Annotated in this window: 18 protein-coding genes; 3 read left to right on the forward strand and 15 right to left on the reverse strand. The window is 66.3% G+C overall.

Translation table 11 applies throughout. From position 1 onward, the window contains the following. Positions 1-150 precede the first annotated feature (150 nt). The 3 genes from AC07S4_RS28485 to AC07S4_RS28495 are packed head-to-tail and all read left to right on the forward strand — an operon-like array spanning position 151 to position 4,530. Positions 151-2,310, forward strand: a complete 2,160-nt coding sequence (locus tag AC07S4_RS28485; RefSeq protein ID WP_494989806.1) for a peptidase domain-containing ABC transporter — start codon at positions 151-153, stop codon at positions 2,308-2,310. After that, the gene (locus tag AC07S4_RS28490; RefSeq protein ID WP_494989807.1) at positions 2,283-3,644 is read left to right on the forward strand and encodes an HlyD family type I secretion periplasmic adaptor subunit; all 1,362 of its coding nucleotides are present in this window, start codon (positions 2,283-2,285) and stop codon (positions 3,642-3,644) included. Before AC07S4_RS28485 ends, AC07S4_RS28490 begins: the two co-directional genes overlap by 28 nt. A 31-nt stretch (positions 3,645-3,675) precedes the next feature. After that, positions 3,676-4,530, forward strand: a complete 855-nt coding sequence (locus AC07S4_RS28495; protein ID WP_494989808.1) for a hypothetical protein — start codon at positions 3,676-3,678, stop codon at positions 4,528-4,530. Position 4,531: 1 nt separating this feature from the next. Here the strand turns inward: AC07S4_RS28495 and AC07S4_RS28500 are convergent, their stop codons facing one another. From AC07S4_RS28500 to rfbF, 15 genes are all read right to left on the reverse strand, one after another. Next, a complete protein-coding gene (locus AC07S4_RS28500) occupies positions 4,532-5,272 on the reverse strand; it encodes a glycosyltransferase family 2 protein (RefSeq protein ID WP_494989809.1) in 741 nt (246 codons plus the stop codon). Next, entirely contained in the window at positions 5,266-5,604 is a 339-nt protein-coding gene (locus AC07S4_RS28505) for a cupin domain-containing protein (RefSeq protein ID WP_161074325.1), read from the reverse strand. Before AC07S4_RS28505 ends, AC07S4_RS28500 begins: the two co-directional genes overlap by 7 nt. Positions 5,605-5,614: 10 nt before the next feature. Further along, the gene (locus AC07S4_RS28510) at positions 5,615-6,358 is read right to left on the reverse strand and encodes a glycosyltransferase family 2 protein (protein ID WP_494989810.1); all 744 of its coding nucleotides are present in this window, start codon (positions 6,356-6,358) and stop codon (positions 5,615-5,617) included. Beyond that, a complete protein-coding gene (locus AC07S4_RS28515) occupies positions 6,351-6,995 on the reverse strand; it encodes an HAD family hydrolase (RefSeq protein ID WP_494989811.1) in 645 nt (214 codons plus the stop codon). The genes AC07S4_RS28510 and AC07S4_RS28515 overlap by 8 nt, the downstream gene beginning before the upstream one ends. 22 nt (positions 6,996-7,017) lie before the next feature. Further along, the gene (locus tag AC07S4_RS28520; RefSeq protein WP_494989812.1) at positions 7,018-7,644 is read right to left on the reverse strand and encodes a PI-PLC domain-containing protein; all 627 of its coding nucleotides are present in this window, start codon (positions 7,642-7,644) and stop codon (positions 7,018-7,020) included. Continuing rightward, positions 7,641-8,504, reverse strand: coding sequence for a hypothetical protein (locus tag AC07S4_RS28525; RefSeq protein ID WP_494989813.1), 864 nt, complete (start codon positions 8,502-8,504; stop codon positions 7,641-7,643). The genes AC07S4_RS28520 and AC07S4_RS28525 overlap by 4 nt, the downstream gene beginning before the upstream one ends. Next, entirely contained in the window at positions 8,501-11,287 is a 2,787-nt protein-coding gene (locus AC07S4_RS28530) for an O-linked N-acetylglucosamine transferase family protein (protein WP_494989814.1), read from the reverse strand. Before AC07S4_RS28530 ends, AC07S4_RS28525 begins: the two co-directional genes overlap by 4 nt. Before the next feature lie 25 nt (positions 11,288-11,312). Then, on the reverse strand, positions 11,313-13,076 hold the full coding sequence (locus AC07S4_RS28535) for a thiamine pyrophosphate-binding protein (RefSeq protein WP_494989815.1): 1,764 nt from the start codon (positions 13,074-13,076) through the stop codon (positions 11,313-11,315). Positions 13,077-13,088: 12 nt separating this feature from the next. Further along, positions 13,089-14,117, reverse strand: coding sequence for an NAD-dependent epimerase/dehydratase family protein (locus AC07S4_RS28540; protein ID WP_494989816.1), 1,029 nt, complete (start codon positions 14,115-14,117; stop codon positions 13,089-13,091). Between the two features lie 2 nt (positions 14,118-14,119). Beyond that, positions 14,120-15,205: a 3-dehydroquinate synthase gene (locus AC07S4_RS28545; protein ID WP_494989817.1), complete on the reverse strand. Its 1,086-nt coding sequence runs from the start codon at positions 15,203-15,205 to the stop codon at positions 14,120-14,122. Then, positions 15,189-15,938 carry an SDR family NAD(P)-dependent oxidoreductase gene (locus AC07S4_RS28550; protein ID WP_494989818.1) on the reverse strand — a complete coding sequence of 250 codons (750 nt, stop codon included), beginning with the start codon at positions 15,936-15,938 and terminating at the stop codon, positions 15,189-15,191. The genes AC07S4_RS28545 and AC07S4_RS28550 overlap by 17 nt, the downstream gene beginning before the upstream one ends. A gap of 2 nt (positions 15,939-15,940) precedes the next feature. Continuing rightward, complete coding sequence (locus tag AC07S4_RS28555) at positions 15,941-16,738, reverse strand: aldolase/citrate lyase family protein (protein WP_161074335.1); 798 nt, start codon at positions 16,736-16,738, stop codon at positions 15,941-15,943. 196 nt (positions 16,739-16,934) lie between these two features. Next, the gene (rfbH, locus tag AC07S4_RS28560) at positions 16,935-18,260 is read right to left on the reverse strand and encodes a lipopolysaccharide biosynthesis protein RfbH (RefSeq protein WP_494989819.1); all 1,326 of its coding nucleotides are present in this window, start codon (positions 18,258-18,260) and stop codon (positions 16,935-16,937) included. 11 nt (positions 18,261-18,271) lie between these two features. Then, a complete protein-coding gene (gene rfbG / locus AC07S4_RS28565) occupies positions 18,272-19,354 on the reverse strand; it encodes a CDP-glucose 4,6-dehydratase (protein ID WP_494989871.1) in 1,083 nt (360 codons plus the stop codon). After that, positions 19,351-20,124 (reverse strand): glucose-1-phosphate cytidylyltransferase, encoded by a 774-nt coding sequence (gene rfbF / locus AC07S4_RS28570; protein ID WP_161074337.1) that lies wholly within the window; start codon positions 20,122-20,124, stop codon positions 19,351-19,353. The genes rfbG and rfbF overlap by 4 nt, the downstream gene beginning before the upstream one ends. Between the last annotated feature and the right edge of the window lie 195 nt (positions 20,125-20,319).

Raw genomic sequence — 20,319 nt, forward strand, 5'->3', positions numbered from 1 at the left:
ACAAAGAAGCGGAAATAAGCGTAACGCAGCCTTCCAAGCGCCCCGGAAAAGCGGCAAGATAGCCCATCTTGCCGCTGGTCTGCGGTAGAATCCCCAGACCGGGTGTATCTTGCACGGATGCAACTCGCACTTACTAGCCCAACCGAGACGATGCACGATAAATTTCCCCACACAGCCATCCAGTGCCTGACCGCGATTGCGCAGCACCATGGCTTGCAGATCAATCCCGAACGCCTGATCGACGATTACGCACTGGGGGCCGAGGAGCCGGGCGACAGCCTGCTGCTGCGCATCGCCGGCGACATCGGCCTGAAGGCCAAGGCCGGCCGCCTGGACTGGAACGGCCTGATGGCGCAGGAGGGCGTGTTCCCGCTGATGGCGCGCCTGCGCGACGGCAATATGGTGATCGCGGTGGGGGCCAAGCAGAACAGCGACGTGGCCGGCGACGGCGGCAGCATGGTGGCGGTGCTCAACCCGGCGGCCGGCGCGGCCGGCGTGGTCATGGTCAGCCAGGCCGATTTCTGCTCGCGCTGGGAAGGCGAGGTGGTGTTCCTGAAACGCCAGCACAAGCTGAGCGACCCCAACCAGCCCTTCAGCCTGCGCTGGTTCATTCCCGAAATCCTGAAGCAGAAAGCGGCCTACCGCGACATCTTCATCGCCGCCATCGCCATGCACCTGCTGGCCATGGCTTCGCCCATCTTCTTCCAGCTGGTGATCGACAAGGTGCTCACGCACCAGGCCGTCACCACGCTGTGGGTGCTGGCCGCCGGCATCGTCATCGCGCTGGTGTTCGACGCCACCTTCGGCTACCTGCGCCAGATGCTGACCCTGGCCGCCTCCAACAAGATCGACATGCGCCTGACGCGCCGCACCTTCAGCCACCTGCTGTCGCTGCCGATCGACTATTTCGAGACCCACACCGCCGGCGTGGTCACGCGCCACATGCAGCAGCTGGAAAAGATCCGCAACTTCCTCACCGGGCGCCTGTTCTTCACCGGCCTGGACCTGATTTCGCTGCTGATCTTCCTGCCCATCCTGTTCAGCTACTCGGTCAAGCTGGCCATGGTGGTGCTGGCCTTCACGGCCATGATCGCGGTCATCGTCATGGCCATGGTGCCGGCCTACCAGCGCCGCCTGAACGCGCTGTACGCGGCCGAGGGCCACCGCCAGGGCATGCTGGTGGAAACCATCCACGGCATGCGCACGGTCAAGGCGCTGGCCATCGAGCCGGCCCAGCGCCGCACCTGGGACCAGCGTTCGGCCGAAGCCATCACCATGCACTTCCGGGTCGGCCAGATTTCCATCACCGGCAACGCCATCACCGACTTCCTGGGCAAGCTGATGCCGGTGGTGCTGATCGTGCTGGGCGCGCAGGACGTGTTCAACCAGACCCTGTCGGTCGGTGCGCTGATCGCCTTCCAGATGCTGTCGCAGCGCGTCACCGGCCCGCTGATCTCCATGGTCGGCCTGGTCAACGAATACCAGGAAACCGCGCTGTCGGTGAAAATGCTGGGCGAAGTGATGAACCGCGCGCCGGAAGGCCGCGCCGGCGCCGGCGGCCTGCGCCCCGTGCTGAACGGCGAGATCAAGTTCGACGACGTCACCTTCCGCTATCCGGGCTCGCAGACCGCCGCGCTGGACCGCACCAGCTTCACCATCCAGCCCGGCACCGTGGTGGGCGTGGTGGGCCGCTCCGGCTCCGGCAAGACCACGCTGACCAAGGTGATCCAGGGCCTGTACTCGGTGCAGGAAGGCATCGTCCGCTTCGACGGCGTCGATGCGCGCGAGATCGAGCTGTCGCATCTGCGCCGCCAGATCGGCGTGGTGCTGCAGGAGAACTTCCTGTTCCGCGGCACCGTGCGCGAGAACCTCACCGTCACCAAGCCGGACGCCACCTTCGAGGAAATCGCCGAAGCGGCGGCGGCGGCCGGCGCGGACGAATTCATCGAACGCCTGCCCATGGGCTACGACACCCTGCTCGAGGAAAGCGCCAGCAATCTGTCGGGCGGCCAGAAGCAGCGCCTGTCGATCGCGCGCTCGCTGCTGGCCAAGCCGCGCATCCTGATCCTGGACGAGGCGGCCTCCGCGCTGGATCCGGAAAGCGAAGCCATCTTCATCCGCAATCTGTCCAAGATCGCGGTGGGCCGCACCGTGGTGATGATTTCGCACCGCCTGTCCACCCTGGTCAACGCCAACTCCATCCTGGTCATGCAGCGGGGCCAGCTGGTCGACGCCGGCACCCACCAGGAACTGCTTACCCGTAGCGACACTTATCAGCATTTATGGAACCAGCAAACAAGCCACCTGTAAGCCCGAAACGTCGCGGCCAGACTGAAATCGAGTTCCTGCCCGACGCCGACGCCATCGAGCGCAATCCGCTGCCGCGCTGGCTGCGCATGACCTTGCACGTGCTGCTGGGCCTGTTCGTCACCTTCATCCTGTGGGCCACCTTGTCCCAGGTGGAGACGGTGGTGATGGCGCACGGCCGCCTGGTCAACCCCAAGCCCAACATCGTGGTGCAGCCGCTCGAGACGGCGATTATCCAGACCATCGAAGTGCGCGCCGGGCAGGTGGTCAAGAAGGGCCAGCTGCTGGCCACGCTGGACCCGACCTTCACCCAGGCCGACGAGGCCCAGCTGCGCAACCGCCTGCGCAGCCTGGACACCCAGGCCGAAGGCCTGCGCGCCGAGCTGTCCGGCAAGCCCGGCGCTGCCGGCACGGGCGGGCGCGACGCCGACCAGCTGCTGCAGGCGCAGCTGTCGACCGAGCGCCAGGCCAACTACGAGGCGCAGAAGATGCGCCTGGAGCAGAACATCGCACGCCTGAAGGCCGGCATCGAGACCAACCAGCGCGACCAGCAAGTGCTGGCGCAGCGCCTCAAGTCGCTGTCCGAGATCGAGGCCATGCAGGAAAAACTGGTGGCCGAGAACTTCGGCGCCAAGATGCAGCTGCTGGAGGCGCGCGACCGCCGCCTGGAGGTCGAGCGCACCATGGTCATGGGCCGCAACAAGGACGTCGAGATGCAGCGCGAGCTGAACGCCGCCCAGGCCGAGCAGGCCGCCTTCAGCAAGAACTGGCGCCAGCGCATGATGGAAGACCTGCTGACCGCCACCCGCGACCGCGACGGCATCAACGAGCAGCTGACCAAGGCCGACCGCCGCCACAAGCTGGTGCAGCTGACCGCCCCGGCCGACGCGGTGGTGCTGGAGATCGCCAAGCTGTCGCCCGGCTCGGTGCTGCGCGAAGCGGAAACCATGTTCACCCTGGTGCCGCTGGGCGCCGACCTGGAAGCCCAGGTCGAGATCGACTCGCTCGACATCGGCCACCTCAAGCCCGGCGATCCGGCTCATATCAAGATCGACGCCTTTCCCTTCCAGCGGCACGGCATGCTGGACGGCAAGCTGCGCACCATCAGCGAAGACTCGTTCAAGCGCGAACAAGTGCTGCCGGGCCAGGGCACGGACGCCTACTACCTGGGCACGCTGAACATGGGCAGCACCAAGCTGCGCAAGCTGGAACCGACGCAGCGCCTGCTGCCCGGCATGACGCTGACGGCCGAGATCGTCGTCGGCAAGCGTTCGGTGATGTCCTACCTGCTGTGGCCATTGACCAAGGCGCTGGACGAATCGATACGCGAACCCTAAGCCGCACCCTATCCATTTACCAACAAGAACAATGGCAATTACCAAAGTACTGGTCCTGCAGGGACCGCTGCGCGCCAGCGGCATCAACCCGGTCACGCAAAACCTGAGCAAGGACATCGAGGCGCGCCGGGTGCTGAGCGTGCCCTTCGACGCCAGCCACACCATCCATGCGCTGTGTTATGTGTTCCGGGTGCAGGGCTTCAAGATCATCTACAGCGGCTGGAACGACGACGCCGAGTGGCTCAACGCCAACCGCTCGCTGTTCGACCACCTGGTGCTGTCCGACCAGAGCAATCTGAAAACGCAGGACGTGCGCGGAGACCTGGTGCTGCCGAACAGCAAGCAGAAGCTGTACTACGGCGCGCTGCGCGGCCTGGAGCTGGCCTGCGAGCACTACGGCAAGGAGGCGCTCACCTTGCGCCTGCGCAGCGACGTGTCGGTCAATTTCAACCATGTGCTGGCCGAGTTCCGCAAGCTGCTGAGCTATCCGAAATCGGTGCTGATCGAGTACATGCACATGGACAAGCCGTACAGCATGCCGGACTTTATGAACATCGGCCACAGCGCCAGCCTGCTGGCGGTGTACCGGCATTTGTTCGAGCTGTCGGCCGCCGGCCAGAGCTACCACGTGTCGTCGCACGTGGACCACAGCCTGGCCTATATGCGATTGCAGGAGCTGGGTGTGATCTCGGACCTGATCTGCATGGAACGCGCGCTGTTCGACTCCGTGGTGTGGCGTGGCGTGCCGCGCTACATGGAATCGGTGTTCCACGAGCACGCCGAGGACATGTTCTTCGGCGGCCGCGTGGAGCGCAATCCGGCCGTGTCGGTGGCCGACATCGTGGCCCGCATCCCGCCGGAATTGTCGGGACGCGACCCCGTCTGATTTACGCCGCGCGCCAGCGCTCGCGCAGGAAGTAGTCCAGGTCCTCGGGAATGCCGAGGCCGTACATGCCGGCGCGGTCGCTGCCGATGTTGTAAAACCCCAGGCGGCTGCCCCGGGCCAGCATCTCGTTGTAGGCCGGCGCCACGTAGAACTCGCCGTTCACGCGCTTGTCCTGCGCGATCATGCTGTCGGCCGCCGCCACGAAATCGGCGCCGCGGCGGAAGTTGTAGATGCCCACCGTGGCCTCGTCCGAGACCACCACTTTTTCCACCACCTCGGTAATGCGGCGCTGCGCGTCCAGGCGCACGAAGGACCATTTCGGGTCGTCCGCCGTCATGGTCATGATCAGGCCGTCCAATTGTTCCGCGTCCATGCGCGCCAGGTAGTCGTCGATGGCGATGTCCACGTACTGGTCGCAATTGGCGATCATCAGCGGCGCGTCGTTGTCGATGAAGGCGCGCGCCAGCAGCACGGTGCAGGCCGCGCCCTGCGTCACCTGGTCCACCGGCACGATGGCGCAGCCGGGCGCAATGCGCTCCAGGTGGGCCGCCAGGCCGTAGCGGTCCAGGTGCGCCTGCTGGCACACGAAGATGAAGCGGTGCGGCTGGCTGGGGCGCAGATTGTGCACCACCAGCTCCGTCATGGTCTGGCCGCCGACCGGGATCAAAGGCTTGGGCACGCTGTAGCCGGCGTTGGCGAAGCGGCTGCCGTGGCCGGCCATGGGCAGGACGATGTTCAGCATGCCGCCTCCGGTTCGCCCAGGTATTTGTCGTCCACCGCGCCCGGCACTTTCACCACCACCGTCACCGTGTCCTCCAGCACCACGAAATCGGTCGATTCCAGCGGCTGGATCAGGATGATGTCGCCGGCCGAGAATTCCCGGCCGTTCATCTGCACGCGGCCGCTCTGGATGACGGTGATTTCCTGCGCGATCTTGTGGTAGTGGCGCTCCTCGCGGGCGCCGGCGGCGTAGGTCTTGATGGCCACTTCGGCGGCGCGGGTGGCCAGCACGGTGGGCGTGAAATCGCCCACGAACCAGCCTTTGACCATGTCGGCCTGTTTGAATATTTGCATGGGATGCTCCTTAGGGCCGCAGCGAGTTTTCGTATTCTTCTATCTTCTTCGGCGTGTAGAAGGTGTGGTAGCTGCCGGGCGGCAGCGGCAGCGCCTTCAGGCGCTTGTTTTGCAGTATCAGCTCGTTCATCACCGGCGCGATGTAGAACACGCCGTCCACGCTGGCGTCCTTGGCGATGGAGCGCTGCGCCGCCAGCACGAAGTCGCTGCCGCGCGCGAAGTAGTAGAAGCCGGCGATGGCGTGGCGGCTGATGGGGTGCTTCTCGGCCGTCTCCACGATGTCGTTGCCGTTCTCCAGCCGCACATAGGACCAGCGCGGGTGCAGCGAGTCGAAGGTCAGGCAGGCCGCGTCGGCCTGCTGCGCCTCGATGTCGCGCAGCAGCGCGTTCAGGTCGGCGTCGAACAGCTGGTCGCCGTTGGCGATCAGCAGCGGCTCGTCGTTGCCGATCAGGTCGATGGCCAGCAGCGCGCTGCAGGCCGCGCCCTGGGTCGGACGCATGGTGCGGATGATCTGGCAGCCATGGCTGTGGCCGTCGCACAGCAGGCGCACCGAGCTGTCCAGGTGGTAGCGCGAGCAGTCCTCGTCGCGCAGGATGAAGATGAAGCGCTTTTCGCAGTCCAGCGTCTGCAGGTTCTCGATCACGTGCTGCACCATGGGCTTGCCGTTGATTTCGGCCAGCGGCTTGGGGTAGGGCGACGGGTCCTGCTCGAAGAACACCGACTGCGCGCCCATGGGGATCAGGATGTTAAGCATGGCCGGCCTCCAGTTCCGTCAGCATCTTGCGGATATTGCTGTAATTGACGTCGTGCACGTCGCTGACGCACATCACATGGGCGCCCGAGGCGCGCGCGGCGCGGATGCCGTTCGGGTTGTCCTCCACGATCAGGCATTGCTGCGGCGTCAGGCCGAGGCGGGCGATGGCGCTGTTGTACATGTCCGGCGCGGGCTTGGGCTGGGCCGCGTCCTCGTTGGACAGGTAGAACTGCAGCAGCGGCAGCAGGGCGGTGCGCTCCATCATCAGGCCCACCGTGCTGCGCACCGAGTTCGAGCACACGGCCAGGCGGTAGCCTTCGCTTTGCAAACGGCTCAGCGCGTACTGGTGGTGGAAGGTCGGCTTGCAGCGCGCGTGTATCAGCTCGGTGGTGTAGATCTGCTTCATGTCGTTGATGAAGCCGTGCAGGCCTTCCGGCAGGCCGCGCTCGAGCGAGAGCATGCGCAGCTTGGTCTTGGTCGGCAGGCCGTCGTAGGTGACCAGGTGGTCGTGGCGGCTGATCTCCATGCCGAACAGGCCCAGCGCGCGGTTGAGCGCGTCGTAGTGCCAGTCCTTGGCCTCCACCAGCACGCCGTCCATGTCGAAGATGATGGCCTGGATTTTGTTTTGTGTCGTCATACGGCGCGGTTCATGTGAAAAATCATGCGAAAAATTGCTCGGCGTCGAGCGGGAAATCGGTGCACAGGCTGAACAGCGGATGGCGGTGCAGCTGCCAGTCGCGCAGCTGCCGCCAGCAGGCCAGGTGCGGGCGGCCGTGCAGCTCGGGCGAGACCAGGCAGACCGGCTTGCCGCGCTCCAGCCAGGCGGCGATCAGCTCGCGCCCGTACCATTCGCCGTGGAAGCAGTCCAGCCACAGGCCGGCGGCCTGTTCCTGGTAGGGCGGCGGATTCTCGTATTCGCTGCAGCGGGTGTAGGCCGGCAGGCCGGCGCGCAGGTAGCCGAGCGCGTCCGGCACGGCCATGTCGAACACGAAAGCGCCTTCGATGGCGTGCCGCGCCAGCGCGGCGCGCACCAGCTGCTGCAGGCCGTCGGCCTTGATGTTCAGGGCCAGCGGGCGCGCTTGCGGATGGCGCGCGCACAGCGCCAGGAAGGCGTCCAGGCTCATCTCCCCGCCGCTGGGCAGGTCGTGCGCGATGACGGCGGCGCCGCCGGCGTCGCGCACATCGGTTTCAATGCCGTGGCCGCCGGCCAGCGCGCGCTCGAAGGCGGCCAGGCTGTTTTTCTCGGCCGGCTGCAGCCAGTGGCCGCGGTGGGCGCATAGCTTCATAGGCGGAACCGGTGTTGGCTGGCCTCGACAAAGGCCAGCAGGCTGGGCCGGTAAGCGGCCATGATGTGGCGCGCGCGCTCCATCTGCTCGCCGCGCGAATTGAAGGCGCGTTCGATCTCGGCCTCGCTTTCGTCGAAGGCGAAGCCGCCGGCGCCCAGTTCGGTCGCCTCGACGTCGGCGCGGGTCCACTCCCAGTCGTGGTAGCTCAGGTGCTTGAGGATGACCACGGCGCCGCACAGCACGGCCTCGCCGTTGGTGGCGCTCACCGCGTCGTAGGAATACATATAGCGGGTGCGGCGCAGATTGGCCGCCAGCTCATCACGCGTGGGCGGCCAGGTGTAGGTGATGTCGACCACGCCGGGCGGGCGCTCCAGGCAGAACTTGGCGCCCTTGCCCAGCCACAGCATGTCCTGGTCGCGCGCCGGCGCGTAGTTGGGATTGAACACGCTCAGGTCGATCGGCAGGTAGTACAGCGTATGCACGGCCTTGCTCTTGTCCATCGGGAAGGTGCGCGAGTAGTAGAGCGGGAACTCGTCGGCGGCGGTGGGCTGGTTCTCGCGCCCCAGCACGTAGCGCACCAGGCGCTTGGCGTTGAAGGGGTTGCCGATCACGCCGTCCGAGCTGATGACGATGGATTCCTCGTTGATGCGCTCCCAGTGCTCGGGGAACAGGCCGTTGATGATGGGCGTGTTGAGCGCCGGGTTGACCAGCGGCTCGCCCGGCGGACTGAGGTTGGACGTGAGCATGAGCTTGGCGTCGAAGCCCAGCCCGTTGAGCTCGTGGCACAGGTGGTGCATCACGCGCACGCCGGCGCTCACGCAATAGCTGGGCGTGAGGATGACGTAGGGCCGGGTTCTCATGCCGCCTCGTCCTCTTTGCTGGTGCTGCGCAGCAGCACGCCGGTGGCTTGCGACACCACGGACTGGATCGCCTCCAGGTCGAACTTGCTCTCCTGGATATGCTTGCGCACGCTGCCCAGGAACCAGACCATGGTGGTCAGCTTGCTGGCCAGCTGTTCCTCGGCGGCGGCGCGGTCGGGCAGGTATTCGCCGCGTTCGAGCGCGTCGGTGTACAGCTGCAGCCAGTCCAGGTTGCAGCGGATGCGGGTGCTTTCGGCGCGCTGGTCCTGGCCGCCGTGCAGGCGGAAGTAGCTCAGCGTTTCCGGCAGGTAGACCGCGTCGTGGTTGCGCAGCACGGTCAGCCAGGTGGCCACGTCGGACAGCGCCGTGTACTGGCGCCCGGCGTAGACGCCGAACTCGCGTTCCAGCGCGCTGCGGCGCACCAGCACCGTGGTCGGTTCGCCGATGAGGTTGTTGCCGTCGGTGAGCAGCATGCGGCCCAGCGAGGCGCCGGTCACGCGCGCCTCGGTCTCGAACAGGCGTTCGGTGCCGGGTATAGGCGGAATGTCGTTGCCGGCGGCGTCGATCAGCTGGCGGAAGGAGGTCACCAGGCCCAGCGTGGGATCGGTCAGCATGAAGGACATCATGCGCAGGATCTTGGCCGGGTGGAACAGGTCGTCGTCCATCAGATAGTTGATGTAGTCGCCGCGCGAATGGCGGAAGCAGTTGCGGCCGTTCTCCATCGCGCTGTAGCCCGGCACGCGGTAGTAGCGGATATTCGGGTGCTTGGCCAGGTAGGGCGCGAAGCGGGCCCGGGTCAGCTCGTCGTCGCTGTTGTCGCTGACGACGATCTCGATATGCGGATAGGTCTGCGCCAGCGCGCTTTGCAGCGCCAGTTCGGCGTAGTCCGGCCGGTTGTGGGTGGGCAGCAGGATGCTCACCAGCGGCAGGCCGTTGAGCACCGGCGCCGGCGCGGTGCGGATGGCGATGTCCTTGAAGCGCTGTTCCAGGTCGCGCACAAAGCGCTCGCTGTCGAACAGCGGCGTGGTCATGCGGTTGTCGGCCAGGCGCTGGCGCAGCTCGCCGCTGTAGGCGCGGTCGTTGCCCAGGCGGATGGCCAGCGCCTCGTAGTCCTCCATATTGTGCGTCACCAGCTCCGGCAGGCCGATGGCGTGCAGCAGGCTGCCCGCCATGCGCGAGGAGAAGGTGCGGCCGGCGCAGGTGAGCACCGGCAGGCCGGCCCACAGCGCGTCGCTGGCGGTGGTGCCGCCGCCGAAGGGGGCGGTGTCGAGGAACAGGTCGGCCACCTGGTAGCGCGCCAGGTATTCGGCCGGCACCACGCGCTCGGCGAACAGCAGCCGTTCGGTGGCGATGCCCAGCTGCTCGGCGTGGCGGCGCAGATTGGTGCGCACCACCGGGCTTTCCGCCACCAGCCACAGCACGCTGCCCGGCACCGCCTTCATGATGCGCATCCAGCTTTCAAACACGTCCGGCGTGATCTTGAAGGTGTTGTTGAAGGCGCAGAACACATAGGCGTCTTCCGGCAGGCTGCAGGAGGCGCGCGTGGGCGTGGGACCGATCTGGCGCTGGCGGTCGTTGATCTGGAAGGTGTGCGGCATGTGCAGCGGCTTTTCGGTGAAGAAAGGCTCGAGCTCGGGCGGCAGCACGAAGGGATCCGAGATCACGTAGTCGATTTCCGGCAGGCCGGTCGGGCCGGGCAGGCCCAGCCAGGTGACCTGCACCGGCGCGGGCCGGTAGGACAGGATGTTATGGCGCGCGTTCAGGGTCAGGCCGTGCAGGTCGACCAGGATGTCGATCTCGCAGGAGCGTATCAGGCGCGCGGCCTCCTCGTCGGACAGGCCGCCGATGCGGATATGGTGGTCCATGCCGGCGATCACGCGGGCGCGCAGCGGCGAGCCGTCCTCGTGGCTCCAGTCGAAGGCGAACACCTCGAACTGGGTGCGGTCGTGCAGGCCGTACAGCTCGGCCGTCAGGATGGACACCGCGTGCGAGCAGAAGTCCGACGACAGGTAGCCGATGCGCAGGCGCTCGTGCACATAGCCGCCGGTGGCCAGCGGGTCCACGCCCTTGAGCACTTTTTCCTCGACATAGCGGCTCGAGGCGTGCAGCTGCATGGCCGGGTCGGGCGAGCCGCTCAGCATGGCCAGCGCCGAGGTGCCGTCCATCAGCACCTTCTTCTTGATGCCGATGGAGGTGTCGTACACCGGCCAGTTGCACTGCTTCTGGCGCAGGTGCACCCAGTGCGTGATGACGTTGCGCTGGTTGGGGTCCAGGCGCAGGCTTTCGGCCAGCGCCTTTTCCGCTTCCGGCAGGCGCTTGAGGATTTCCTGCAGGCGGCCGAGATTGTTCAGCGCCTGCACCCGCAGCGCGCGCGTGGGCGCGGTGTTGGCCGGCGACAGCTCCACCGCCTTGCGCCACAGCTCCAGCGACTCCTCGGGGCGCTTCATGCGCTCGAGCAGCGTGCCCAGGTTCAGGTAGCCCTCCACGAACTGCGGGTTCTGCGTGATCGACAGGCGGTAGGCCGCTTCGGCCGCCGCCTCGTCCACGTTCACCAGCAGCACCGCCAGGTTGAAATTGGCGGCGTAGGACAGCGGCGAGGGCGTGTTGTCCAGCCACAGGCGGTACAGCTGGATCGCCAGCGCGGGCTGGCCGGCTTCGGTGATGCGGCCCGCCATGTCGAACAGGCCGGTGATGGAAAGGCTGCCTTGTCCGGCCTCGGTGAACGCCTGCTGGGCGGCGTCGGCCAGGTTGGCGGGGGCGGCGGTGTGCGGTGTGCTGGCCATAAAGTCTCGTTGCTTAAGTAAGGTATCAGTCCAGGTAGCGCATGGTGGCGCGCTGCAGCGCGTCGTCCAGCGCCGGCGACATCTGGTGCAGCGGGTTCGATTCCATGGCGCCGCTCTCGGTGACCCGGCTCATGATTTTCGGGAAGTAGCTTTGCTCCGGGTCGATCGACACGATGAAGGCGGCCGGGCCGGGCGCGTCGAACAGCGCGGCGAAGTCGGCGCTGCCGTCGAAGTCCTTGCCGATGCGCAGGGCCGGCACGTTCCAGGCCTTGAACAGCTGTTCCCAGTCCGGCAGGCCGAGGCCGGAATTGATGTCGCAGCCGATGTAGCTGCCGCCGAAGTAGTTCTTCTGCGTCATGCGGATCGAGGCGTAGCCGTTGTCGTCGAAGATGAACATCTTCAGGTTCAGCTTGTTCACGGCGGCGGTGCCGATTTCCTGCAGGTTCTGCGCGAAGCCGCCGTCGCCTTCCACCAGCAGCGTGCGCCGCTCCGGATGCGCCAGCGCCGCGCCGATGGCGCCGGACAGGCCGTAGCCCATCGAGGCCAGGCCCTTGTTGGTGACGATGGTCTGGCCGCGCTGCTGGGCGAAGGTCTGCATCATGACGGTGAAGGCGCCGCCGCTGCTGCACGGGATCACCACGTCGTCCGCATGGCAGCGGCGCGACAGCTGCTCCACGAAGCGGTAGGGCGAGATATAGTCCGCGCCGGTGCTGTTCTGTTCAATCAGCGGCAGCGCCGCTTTCACCTCGGCGCAATAGGCCAGCCAGTCGCCGTGCTGGCCCAGGTCCTGCTGCGACAGCGCCAGCAGCAGGCTGTTGGCGTCCGCATGGATGGGGTGCTCGACGCGCGGATGGCCTTTTTCCAGCTCGGCCAGGTCGCAATCGACGTGCACCACTTCGCCCTTGGGCACGAACTGCTGCCAGTTGAAGCCGGTCTGCTGCATGCCCAGGCGGGTGCCCATGGCCAGCAGCAGGTCGCTTTGCTGCAGCAGCAGGTTGGCGTAGCGCTGGCCCCAGGTGTTGGGACGGCCGAAATAGTTCGGGTGGTCGGCGGCGATGCGGTCGGCCGCGTTCCAGGTGGTGGTCACCGGCAGGCCCATGGCGGCGAAGCGGTCCTGCAGCGCCTGCGCGGTGGCGCGCGACACGCCGCCGCCCAGCAGCAGCAGCGGGCGCTGCGCGGCGCGGATTTTCGCGGCCAGCTCGGCGATGGTGGCGTCGCTGGCCTGCGGCAGCGCCGGCGGCACGGGCGGGGCCAGCTGTTCGAGTTCGGCGCGGTCCACGCTGCGGCCCTGGATGTCGAGCGGCAGTTCCAGGAAGACCGGACCCTTGCGGCCGTGGTTGGCGTCCAGCACCAGCTGTTCCATGCGCGCGCGCGAGACCGGCTCGTCCAGCAGTTCTGCCACGCTGCACACCGGGCGGGCGATGGCCACGCCGTCGATTTCCTGGATGCCGCGCTGGCGCAGCGTGCCGCGCGACAGGTCGGCGGTCTTGACCTGGCCGCCGATCACCAGCAGCTCGCGGCTTTCCAGGTAGGCGCCGGCCAGCGCCGTCACCAGGTTGGTCATGCCGGGGCCGGCGGTCACCAGGGCGAAGGCTTTCGAGCCGTCCGTGCTGGCTTCGTTGAAGTACTCGGCGGCCACGCCGGCCGCCACTTCATGGATCACCGACACCATCTTGAAATGCTTGGCGCTGCTGGCCAGCAGGTGCATGATATTGCCGCCCGCCACGTAGAAGCAGTGCGTGTAGCCCATGCTCTTGAGCCATTCGGCCATTAAGTCGCTGTATTTCATGTCGGTCCTTGTTTATTTTGTGAGTACGCCGGCGATGTAGGCAGCCGTGCGGGAAATTTGTTCGTCCAGCGCCATCGGGCGCAGGCCCAGCATGGCTTCCAGCGCGGCGACGCCGGCGCGTTCGCCCACGTAGCGGTCGGCCGGCAGCGCCGGGTCCAGCGTGGCGCGCGTGGTCGCGGCCGCCTTGCCCAGCACGGCGGCCACGCGGCGCGCCAGCGGCTCCAGCTCCACCACCTCCTCGGCCGCCGTGTCGAAGCGCAGCACGGGGGCGGCGTCCGCACGCAGCAGCAGGCCGAAGCACAGCTCCAGCAGGTCGCCGATGTAGTAGTAGGAGCGCAGCACCGGGCGGCGCGCGTTGATGGCGATGGCGCCGCCCTGCAGCAGCTGGGCGATGAAGGAGGCCAGCGCGTAGGCGTCGAATTTGTTGATGCAGGGGCCGGCCAGGTTGAACACGCGCGGCAGCACCAGGCGCGCGCCGTGCTGCTTGCAGGCGGCCGCGAAGGCCAGTTCGTCCTCGTGCTTCAGGCGGCCGTACAGCACCGCGTTCGGATTGCGCGCCGCCGCCAGTTCCGGGTCTTCCAGGCCGCGCAGGTAGTCGTACACGGCGCCGGAGGAGGGCACCAGCGCGGCCTGCACCGCGCCTTGCGCGATCCAGCCCAGCACGGTGTTGCGGATGGCTTCGTTGCGCGCCACGTAGTCGTCCGCGCTCATGCCCTGCACCTTGTCCATGGTCAGGAAGGCGTAATGGCAGACCAGCAGCGGGGTGTGGGCGGGCGGCGTCCAGTCCAGCAGCGGCGCCACCGGCACGGCATGGCCGTCCAGCTCCAGGCTGGCGGCGCGCGAGCCGAGCGCGGTCACGCGGGTGGCGAAATCGCCGCCCAGGGCTTGGTGCAGCACGGCCAGCGTGGCGCGGCCCAGCCAGCCGTTGGCGCCGGTGACCACAAAGTGCCAGGGCGCGGCGCGCAGGGCGGCCGCCAGCGGCGCGCTGAGCGCCAGGGCGGCTGCCGGCGCGGCGGCAGGCGAAGTGGTGTTGCCGGCCATGGTCAGGCCGAGCCGGAAGCCTGCGCCAGCGCGGCGCGGAAGGCTTGCAGCAGCATGGCGCGGCTGGCGTCCGTCTTGGGCAGCTCCATGCGCACCAGGTAGCCCTGCGCGTCCGGCACGATGACGGCGTAATGGTTCTGGCCGTGCTTCTTGTCCGCTTCGAAGCGCTTGAGCAGGTCGTCCACGGCCACCTGGGCGATCTGGGCCGGCAGCTGCGGCAGCGCGCCCAGCAGGCCGGTCATATAGCGCTCCAGCTGCGCCACGCGTTCCGGCACGGCGGCGTAGTGATTGTTCAGGCGCGCGAAATGCAGCGAGGCCAGCACGCCTATGCCCACCGCGACGCCGTGCGGGATGGCGAAGTCGCAGGCGCTTTCGATGGCGTGGCCAAAGGTGTGGCCGTAGTTGAGCAGCAGGCGTTCCTTGTGGTCGTGCTCGTCGATCTCGATAAACCAGCGCTTGGTCTGCAGCGACAGGCGGATCACGTCCTGCAGCGTGTCCGCGCTGCTGGCGGCGCTGGCGTTCAGGGCCAGGTAGTCGCCGAAGGCGCTGCCGGTGTGGGCAAAGCAGATCTTCACCGCTTCGCACAGGCCGGCCACGCGCTGCTCGGTGTTGAGCGTGGCGGCGAAGGCCATGTCGATGACGACGTTCTGCGGCGGATAGAAATTGCCGATCAGGTTTTTATAGCTGCCCACATTGATGGAGGACTTGCCGCCTATGCAGGAGTCCACCATGCCCAGCAGGGTGGTGGGCAGGTAGTTCCACTGCAGGCCGCGCATATACACCGAGGCCACGAAGGTGGCGATGTCCTGGATCACGCCGCCGCCCACGGCCAGCAGCCGGGTCTTGCGGTTGGCGCCGAATTCGCGCATGGCGACGATGATGTCGCCCATGCGGTCCAGGCTTTTCGCCGTTTCGGTGGCCTCGATGGCGATCACCTTCAGGCCCTGGGCGCGGTAGGCGTCGGCGAAGAACTGGTCGCACAGCACGATCTGCTGGGACGGATCGCCCTGCTCGTCGGCGGACAGGCCGCCGCCGATGCGCACCGCGTAGTCGCCGGCGCTGGAAGCGATCTTAAAGTAGTCGGACATGGCTGAAACCTAGGTCGGCCGCAATGAACTGGCCGGTGATGCCGGTGTTTTGCGGCGAGCACAGGAAGAGGGCCAGCTGGCTCACGTCCTCCAGTGCCGGGAGTTGGTTGAAATACGTGGCGCCGCTGAGCTTTTCCAGCTGGGCCGGGGCCACGTTCTTGCGCGTCATGGGGGTGTCCAGTGCGCCGGGCAGGATGGCGTTGATCAGCATGCCTTCCTTGGCCAGGTCGGCGCTGGCCGACAGCACCAGGCCTTGCAGCGCGGCCTTGCTCATGCAGTAGGACAGCTTGTCCTGGCGCGCCAGGTTCTGCCAGATGGAGCTGATCACGCACAGGCGCGCGCGCGGCGCGAGCAGCTTGTGCGCCAGCAGCCATTTCATGGTGGCCAGGATGTACAGGCAGTTGGCCTGGTACAGCGCCAGGTGGGCGTCCAGGTCCACGTTGTAGACGTTGTCGGTGCTGTTGGCGCCCTGCGCCCACACCACGGCGGTGTAGGGGCCGCCTTCGCGCAGCGCGGCCTCGGCTTGCGCCGTGGCGGCGAAGGGATCGTAGGCCAGGGTGCGGATCGCATCCCAGGCCGGATCGAAATCGTCGCCGCCGCCGCTGCGCGACACTGCGGTGACCTGCCAGCCCGCGCCGGCGCAGCGCGCCGCGATGGCCGAGCCTATGGCGCCGGTGGCGCCGAAGACCAGCGCGCGCGGCGGCGCGCCCGTAGCGTGGGTGGCGGCCGTCATGCTCAGGTGTTCAGCACTTTCCAGCGCGCTTCCAGCATGTCGATGCGTTTCGCATCTTCGCGCTCGATGAAGCCGTAGTAGTCGCGCTTGTTCTGCAGCCACAGCAGTTCGAAATGCACCGCCTGCAGCAGGCCCTTGTCCATGTTCGGATTGTTGGCGGCCGCGCCCTCGAAGATCACCTTGCGGGTTTCGAAGCGGGTCAGGTGCACGGCGGCCATGCGGCGCAGCGCCGGCAGCGAGTCCATCGACACGCCGCCGCCCACCACCAGGTGCAGGTTCTTCTGCTTGCACACTTCGGCGGTTTTCAGGATGTAGTCGGTGATCTGGTCGTCGTTGATGTTGTCGCGCGACAGGCCGGCCGAACCGGAGAAGTCCACGCGGCCGAACACGATGCCTTCCACGCCGCCCGGTGCGGACGCCACGCGGGCGATCTCGTCGAGGTGGCCGAAGGTCGACAGGGTTTCCAGGTTGAACAGGAAATCGGTGTCTTCCTGCTCTTCTTCGGTGTAGACCTTGTTCTTCGCTTCAATGAACTTGGACAGCGCATAGGGAGTCTCAACCATTGGCGCGATGATGTAGTCCACGCCCAGCTGGCGGCTTTCCAGCAGATCGCGCACGGCTTCGCAGCCGCCGATCTTCAGGCCGATCTTCAGTTCGGCTTTGCGCGCGATGTCCATCAGGCGCAGCAGTTCGTCGATACGGGTGCCTTCGGCTTCAAACTCGGCCTTGACGGCCTTGTAACCGAATTCGTCACGGCCGCGTTTCAGGATGTCCAGCATCTGACGTTCGCGTTTATTCATTTGTTCACTCCTCCAGATTTAGGCAAGATTGCCGAGTATTTCGCTTGCAGTTTGACCGTGTGCTGCGGCTGCCGTCATTGACTGCAGTCATTAATTTGAAATCAATGCATCTCGAGTCTGACTGCTATTGTAGCTCGCAGGCAGCGGGCCGCATAAGGGAAGCTGCGCCCGCATGGCCCTTCATTTCAGGCTTTGGTCAGAAACCAACGCCGAAGAACTCTTCCAGCTTGGTGGCCGCGTATTCCAGCATCTCGCGCGACAGGCCGGGATAGACGCCGATCCAGAAGGTGTCGTTCATCACGCGGTCGGTGTTGACCAGTTCCCCCGAGACACGGTAGTTGCGTCCGGCCATGTAAGGCTGGCGCGTCAGGTTGCCGGCGAACAGCAAGCGGGTGCCGATCTTGTGCTGGTCCAGATAGGTCAGCAGGTCCACCCGCGCCACGTTCGCCTCCGGCTTGATGGTCATCGGGAAGCCGAACCAGGACGGGTCCGAATTCCCGGTCGCTTCCGGCAGGATCAGGAACTCGGTGCAGGTCTGCAGGCGCTGCTTCAGGAAGGCGAAGTTGTCCTTGCGGGCCTGGATGAAGCCGTGCGCGCGGTCGATCTGGGCCAGGCCGCAGGCCGCCTGCATGTCGGTGATCTTCAGGTTGTAGCCCAGGTGGCTGTAGGTGTACTTGTGGTCGTAGCCGGCCGGCAGCGTGCCCAGGCACTGGCAGAAGCGCTTGCCGCAGGTGTTGTCCTTGCCCGGCGCGCAGTAGCAGTCGCGGCCCCAGTCGCGGAAGGACTCGGCGATCATCTTCAGCTCGGCGTTGTTGGTGAACACCGCGCCGCCTTCGCCCATGGTGATGTGGTGGGCCGGGTAGAAGGACATGGTGCCGATGTCGCCGAAGGTGCCGACCATCTTGCCGTCATAGGTCGAACCGAGCGCGTCGCAGCAGTCCTCGATCAGCCACAGATTGTACTTTTTGCACAGCGCGACGATGACGTCCAGGTTGTACGGGTTGCCCAGCGTGTGGGCCAGCATGATGGCCTTGGTTTTCGGGCCGATGGCCGCTTCCAGCTGCGTCACGTCGATATTGTAGGTGCCCAGCTCCACGTCCACGAACACCGGCACCGCGCCGAACTGGATGATGGGGTTGACAGTGGTGGGGAAGCCCGCCGCCACGCCGATCACTTCGTCGCCCGGCTGGATGGCGCGCGCGCCGAGCTTGGGCGAGGTCAGCGTGTTGAACGCCACCAGGTTGGCCGAGGAGCCGGAGTTCACGGTGATCAGGTGCTGCACGCCGATCAGCTTGGCCAGCTTGGCCTCGAACTGATCGTTGAAGCGGCCCGTGGTCAGCCAGGCGTCCAGCGAGGCGTGCACCATCATTTCCATTTCCGGCGCGCCCACCACCTTGCCGGCCGGCGGGATCACGGTCACGCCCGGCTCGAAGGGCTTGGGTTCGCTGGCCAGGGCGCCGTACTGGGCCACCAGCTGGATGATCTGCTCGCGCAGCTGTTCTTTGTTTGGGGTGTCGCTCATGGTCTTGGTCTTTAAATGTCGGTGTTTTGGTAAGCGGCGATCTGCGCCAGCGTCAGCGCGCGCATGTCGCTGCCGGCCGGATTGGCGGCGTAAGCCTGGTGCCAGGCCACGATCTGGTCGATGGTGTGCGCCAGGTTCCAGCGCGGCTGCCAGTTCAGGCGGCTGCGCGCCTTGGAGCAGTCCAGCTTGAGGTAGGTGGCCTCGTGCGGCTGCGGCGCGCCGTCCAGCTGCCAGGAGGCGCCGTCGCCCCAGCTGGCGCACAGGCGGCTGATGATCCATTCCACCGGGCGCGCGTCGGTGTCGTGCGGGCCGAAATTGAAACCTTCGGCGTAGGCCGCGCCGTGTTGGTACAGGTGCTCGGCCAGGGTCAGATAGCCCGACAGCGGTTCCAGCACGTGCTGCCAGGGACGGATGGCGTGCGGGCTGCGGATCTGCACCGGGCGGCCGGCCGCGATGGCGCGCACCATGTCCGGGATCAGCCTGTCCTCGGCCCAGTCGCCGCCGCCGATCACATTGCCGGCGCGGCCCGAGCCCAGCGCCACGCCGTGCTCGGCATGTTTTTCAGGATTGAAATACGAGCTGCGGTAGGCGCTGGTGACCAGTTCCGCGCAGCCCTTGCTGTTGCTGTAGGGGTCGTAGCCGCCCATGGGCTCGTTCTCGCGGTAGCCCCACGGCCATTCCTGGTTCTCGTAGCACTTGTCGCTGGTGACGTTGACCACCGCCCGTATCGACGGCGTGGCGCGCACCGCTTCGTAGAAATGCACCAGGCCCATCACATTGGTGGAATAGGTTTCCACCGGATGGGCGTAGGAATAGCGCACCAGCGCCTGGGCCGCCATGTGGATGGCGATGTCCGGCTTGGCCGCCTGCATGGCGGTGCGCAGCGCGTCGGCGTCGCGGATGTCGCCGGTGAAGGAGCACATGCCTTGCTGCACGCAAGCCACGTTGAACAGGCTGGGCTCGCTTGGCGGGGGCAGGGCGAAACCGGTGACTTCGGCGCCCAGCTGCTGCAGCCACAGGCTGAGCCAGCTGCCCTTGAAGCCGGTGTGGCCGGTCAGGAAGACGCGCTTGCCTTGCCAGAACGCGGCATTCATGGCCAGCGTTTCCACGGCGCCTGGCCGCTTTGCCACAGTTCTTCCAGGTGCACCTTGTCGCGCAGCGTGTCCATGGGCTGCCAGAAGCCGTGGTGCAGATAGGCGTCGATCTGGCCGTCGCGGGCCAGGCCTTCCATCGGCTCGCGCTCCCAGTAGGTGCCGTCCTCGGCGATGCGGTCGATCACCTTGGGCGACAGCACGAAGTAGCCGCCGTTGATCCAGTTGCCGTCGCCCTGCGGTTTTTCCTTGAAGCGCTCGATGCGCTGGCCGTCGATGTCGATGGCGCCGAAGCGGCCCGGCGGCTGCACCGCCGTCATGGTGCCCAGCTTGCCGTGCGCCTGGTGGAAGCGGATGCTGGCGCCGATGTCCACGTCGGACACCCCGTCGCCGTAGGTGAAGCAGAACGCTTCCTCGTTTTCCACGTATTTCTTCACGCGGCGCAGGCGGCCGCCGGTCTGCGTGCTTTCGCCGGTGTCGACCAGGGTCACCTTCCACGGCTCGGCGTGGCGCTCGTGCACCTCCATCGAGTTCGCCTGCAGGTCGAAGGTGACGTCCGAGGTGTGCAGGAAGTAGTTGGCGAAGAATTCCTTGATGATGTAGCCCTTGTAGCCGCAGCAGATCACGAAGTCGTTGATGCCGTGCGCCGAGTAGCTTTTCAGGATGTGCCAGAGGATGGGCTTGCCACCGATCTCAACCATGGGCTTGGGTTTGACCGTGGTCTCTTCACTGAGCCGCGTACCCAGACCGCCGGCGAGAATGACAGCTTTCATGTTGCTCCCTCTTTATTTTGTGCAATATACAGGCGGCGTTCCACCGGAAGCCATAGTATGGGCCAGCCGCAGGGTATTCTAAACCAGAAGATGAGGGGTGGGGAGGGGCTAATTGCTTTAAAGGATGATAGTGTTGTCCGCACTAAAGGAGACCGTGCCGCGCGCGCGGGGCATGAAAAAAGGGCCGGTCCCTGG

It is taken from the genome of Pseudoduganella sp. GW821-FHT05F09 (genome assembly GCF_059419605.1).

Bases quoted from the DNA above. Each gene is read 5' to 3' on its own strand.
- AC07S4_RS28485 (WP_494989806.1), top strand. From the start codon at position 151: ATGCACGATAAATTTCCCCACACAGCCATCCAGTGCCTGACCGCGATT.
- AC07S4_RS28490 (WP_494989807.1), top strand. From the start codon at position 2,283: ATGGAACCAGCAAACAAGCCACCTGTAAGCCCGAAACGTCGCGGCCAG.
- AC07S4_RS28495 (WP_494989808.1), top strand. From the start codon at position 3,676: ATGGCAATTACCAAAGTACTGGTCCTGCAGGGACCGCTGCGCGCCAGC.
- AC07S4_RS28500 (WP_494989809.1), bottom strand. From the start codon at position 5,272: ATGCTGAACATCGTCCTGCCCATGGCCGGCCACGGCAGCCGCTTCGCC.
- AC07S4_RS28505 (WP_161074325.1), bottom strand. From the start codon at position 5,604: ATGCAAATATTCAAACAGGCCGACATGGTCAAAGGCTGGTTCGTGGGC.
- AC07S4_RS28510 (WP_494989810.1), bottom strand. From the start codon at position 6,358: ATGCTTAACATCCTGATCCCCATGGGCGCGCAGTCGGTGTTCTTCGAG.
- AC07S4_RS28515 (WP_494989811.1), bottom strand. From the start codon at position 6,995: ATGACGACACAAAACAAAATCCAGGCCATCATCTTCGACATGGACGGC.
- AC07S4_RS28520 (WP_494989812.1), bottom strand. From the start codon at position 7,644: ATGAAGCTATGCGCCCACCGCGGCCACTGGCTGCAGCCGGCCGAGAAA.
- AC07S4_RS28525 (WP_494989813.1), bottom strand. From the start codon at position 8,504: ATGAGAACCCGGCCCTACGTCATCCTCACGCCCAGCTATTGCGTGAGC.
- AC07S4_RS28530 (WP_494989814.1), bottom strand. From the start codon at position 11,287: ATGGCCAGCACACCGCACACCGCCGCCCCCGCCAACCTGGCCGACGCC.
- AC07S4_RS28535 (WP_494989815.1), bottom strand. From the start codon at position 13,076: ATGAAATACAGCGACTTAATGGCCGAATGGCTCAAGAGCATGGGCTAC.
- AC07S4_RS28540 (WP_494989816.1), bottom strand. From the start codon at position 14,117: ATGGCCGGCAACACCACTTCGCCTGCCGCCGCGCCGGCAGCCGCCCTG.
- AC07S4_RS28545 (WP_494989817.1), bottom strand. From the start codon at position 15,205: ATGTCCGACTACTTTAAGATCGCTTCCAGCGCCGGCGACTACGCGGTG.
- AC07S4_RS28550 (WP_494989818.1), bottom strand. From the start codon at position 15,938: ATGACGGCCGCCACCCACGCTACGGGCGCGCCGCCGCGCGCGCTGGTC.
- AC07S4_RS28555 (WP_161074335.1), bottom strand. From the start codon at position 16,738: ATGAATAAACGCGAACGTCAGATGCTGGACATCCTGAAACGCGGCCGT.
- rfbH (WP_494989819.1), bottom strand. From the start codon at position 18,260: ATGAGCGACACCCCAAACAAAGAACAGCTGCGCGAGCAGATCATCCAG.
- rfbG (WP_494989871.1), bottom strand. From the start codon at position 19,354: ATGAATGCCGCGTTCTGGCAAGGCAAGCGCGTCTTCCTGACCGGCCAC.
- rfbF (WP_161074337.1), bottom strand. From the start codon at position 20,124: ATGAAAGCTGTCATTCTCGCCGGCGGTCTGGGTACGCGGCTCAGTGAA.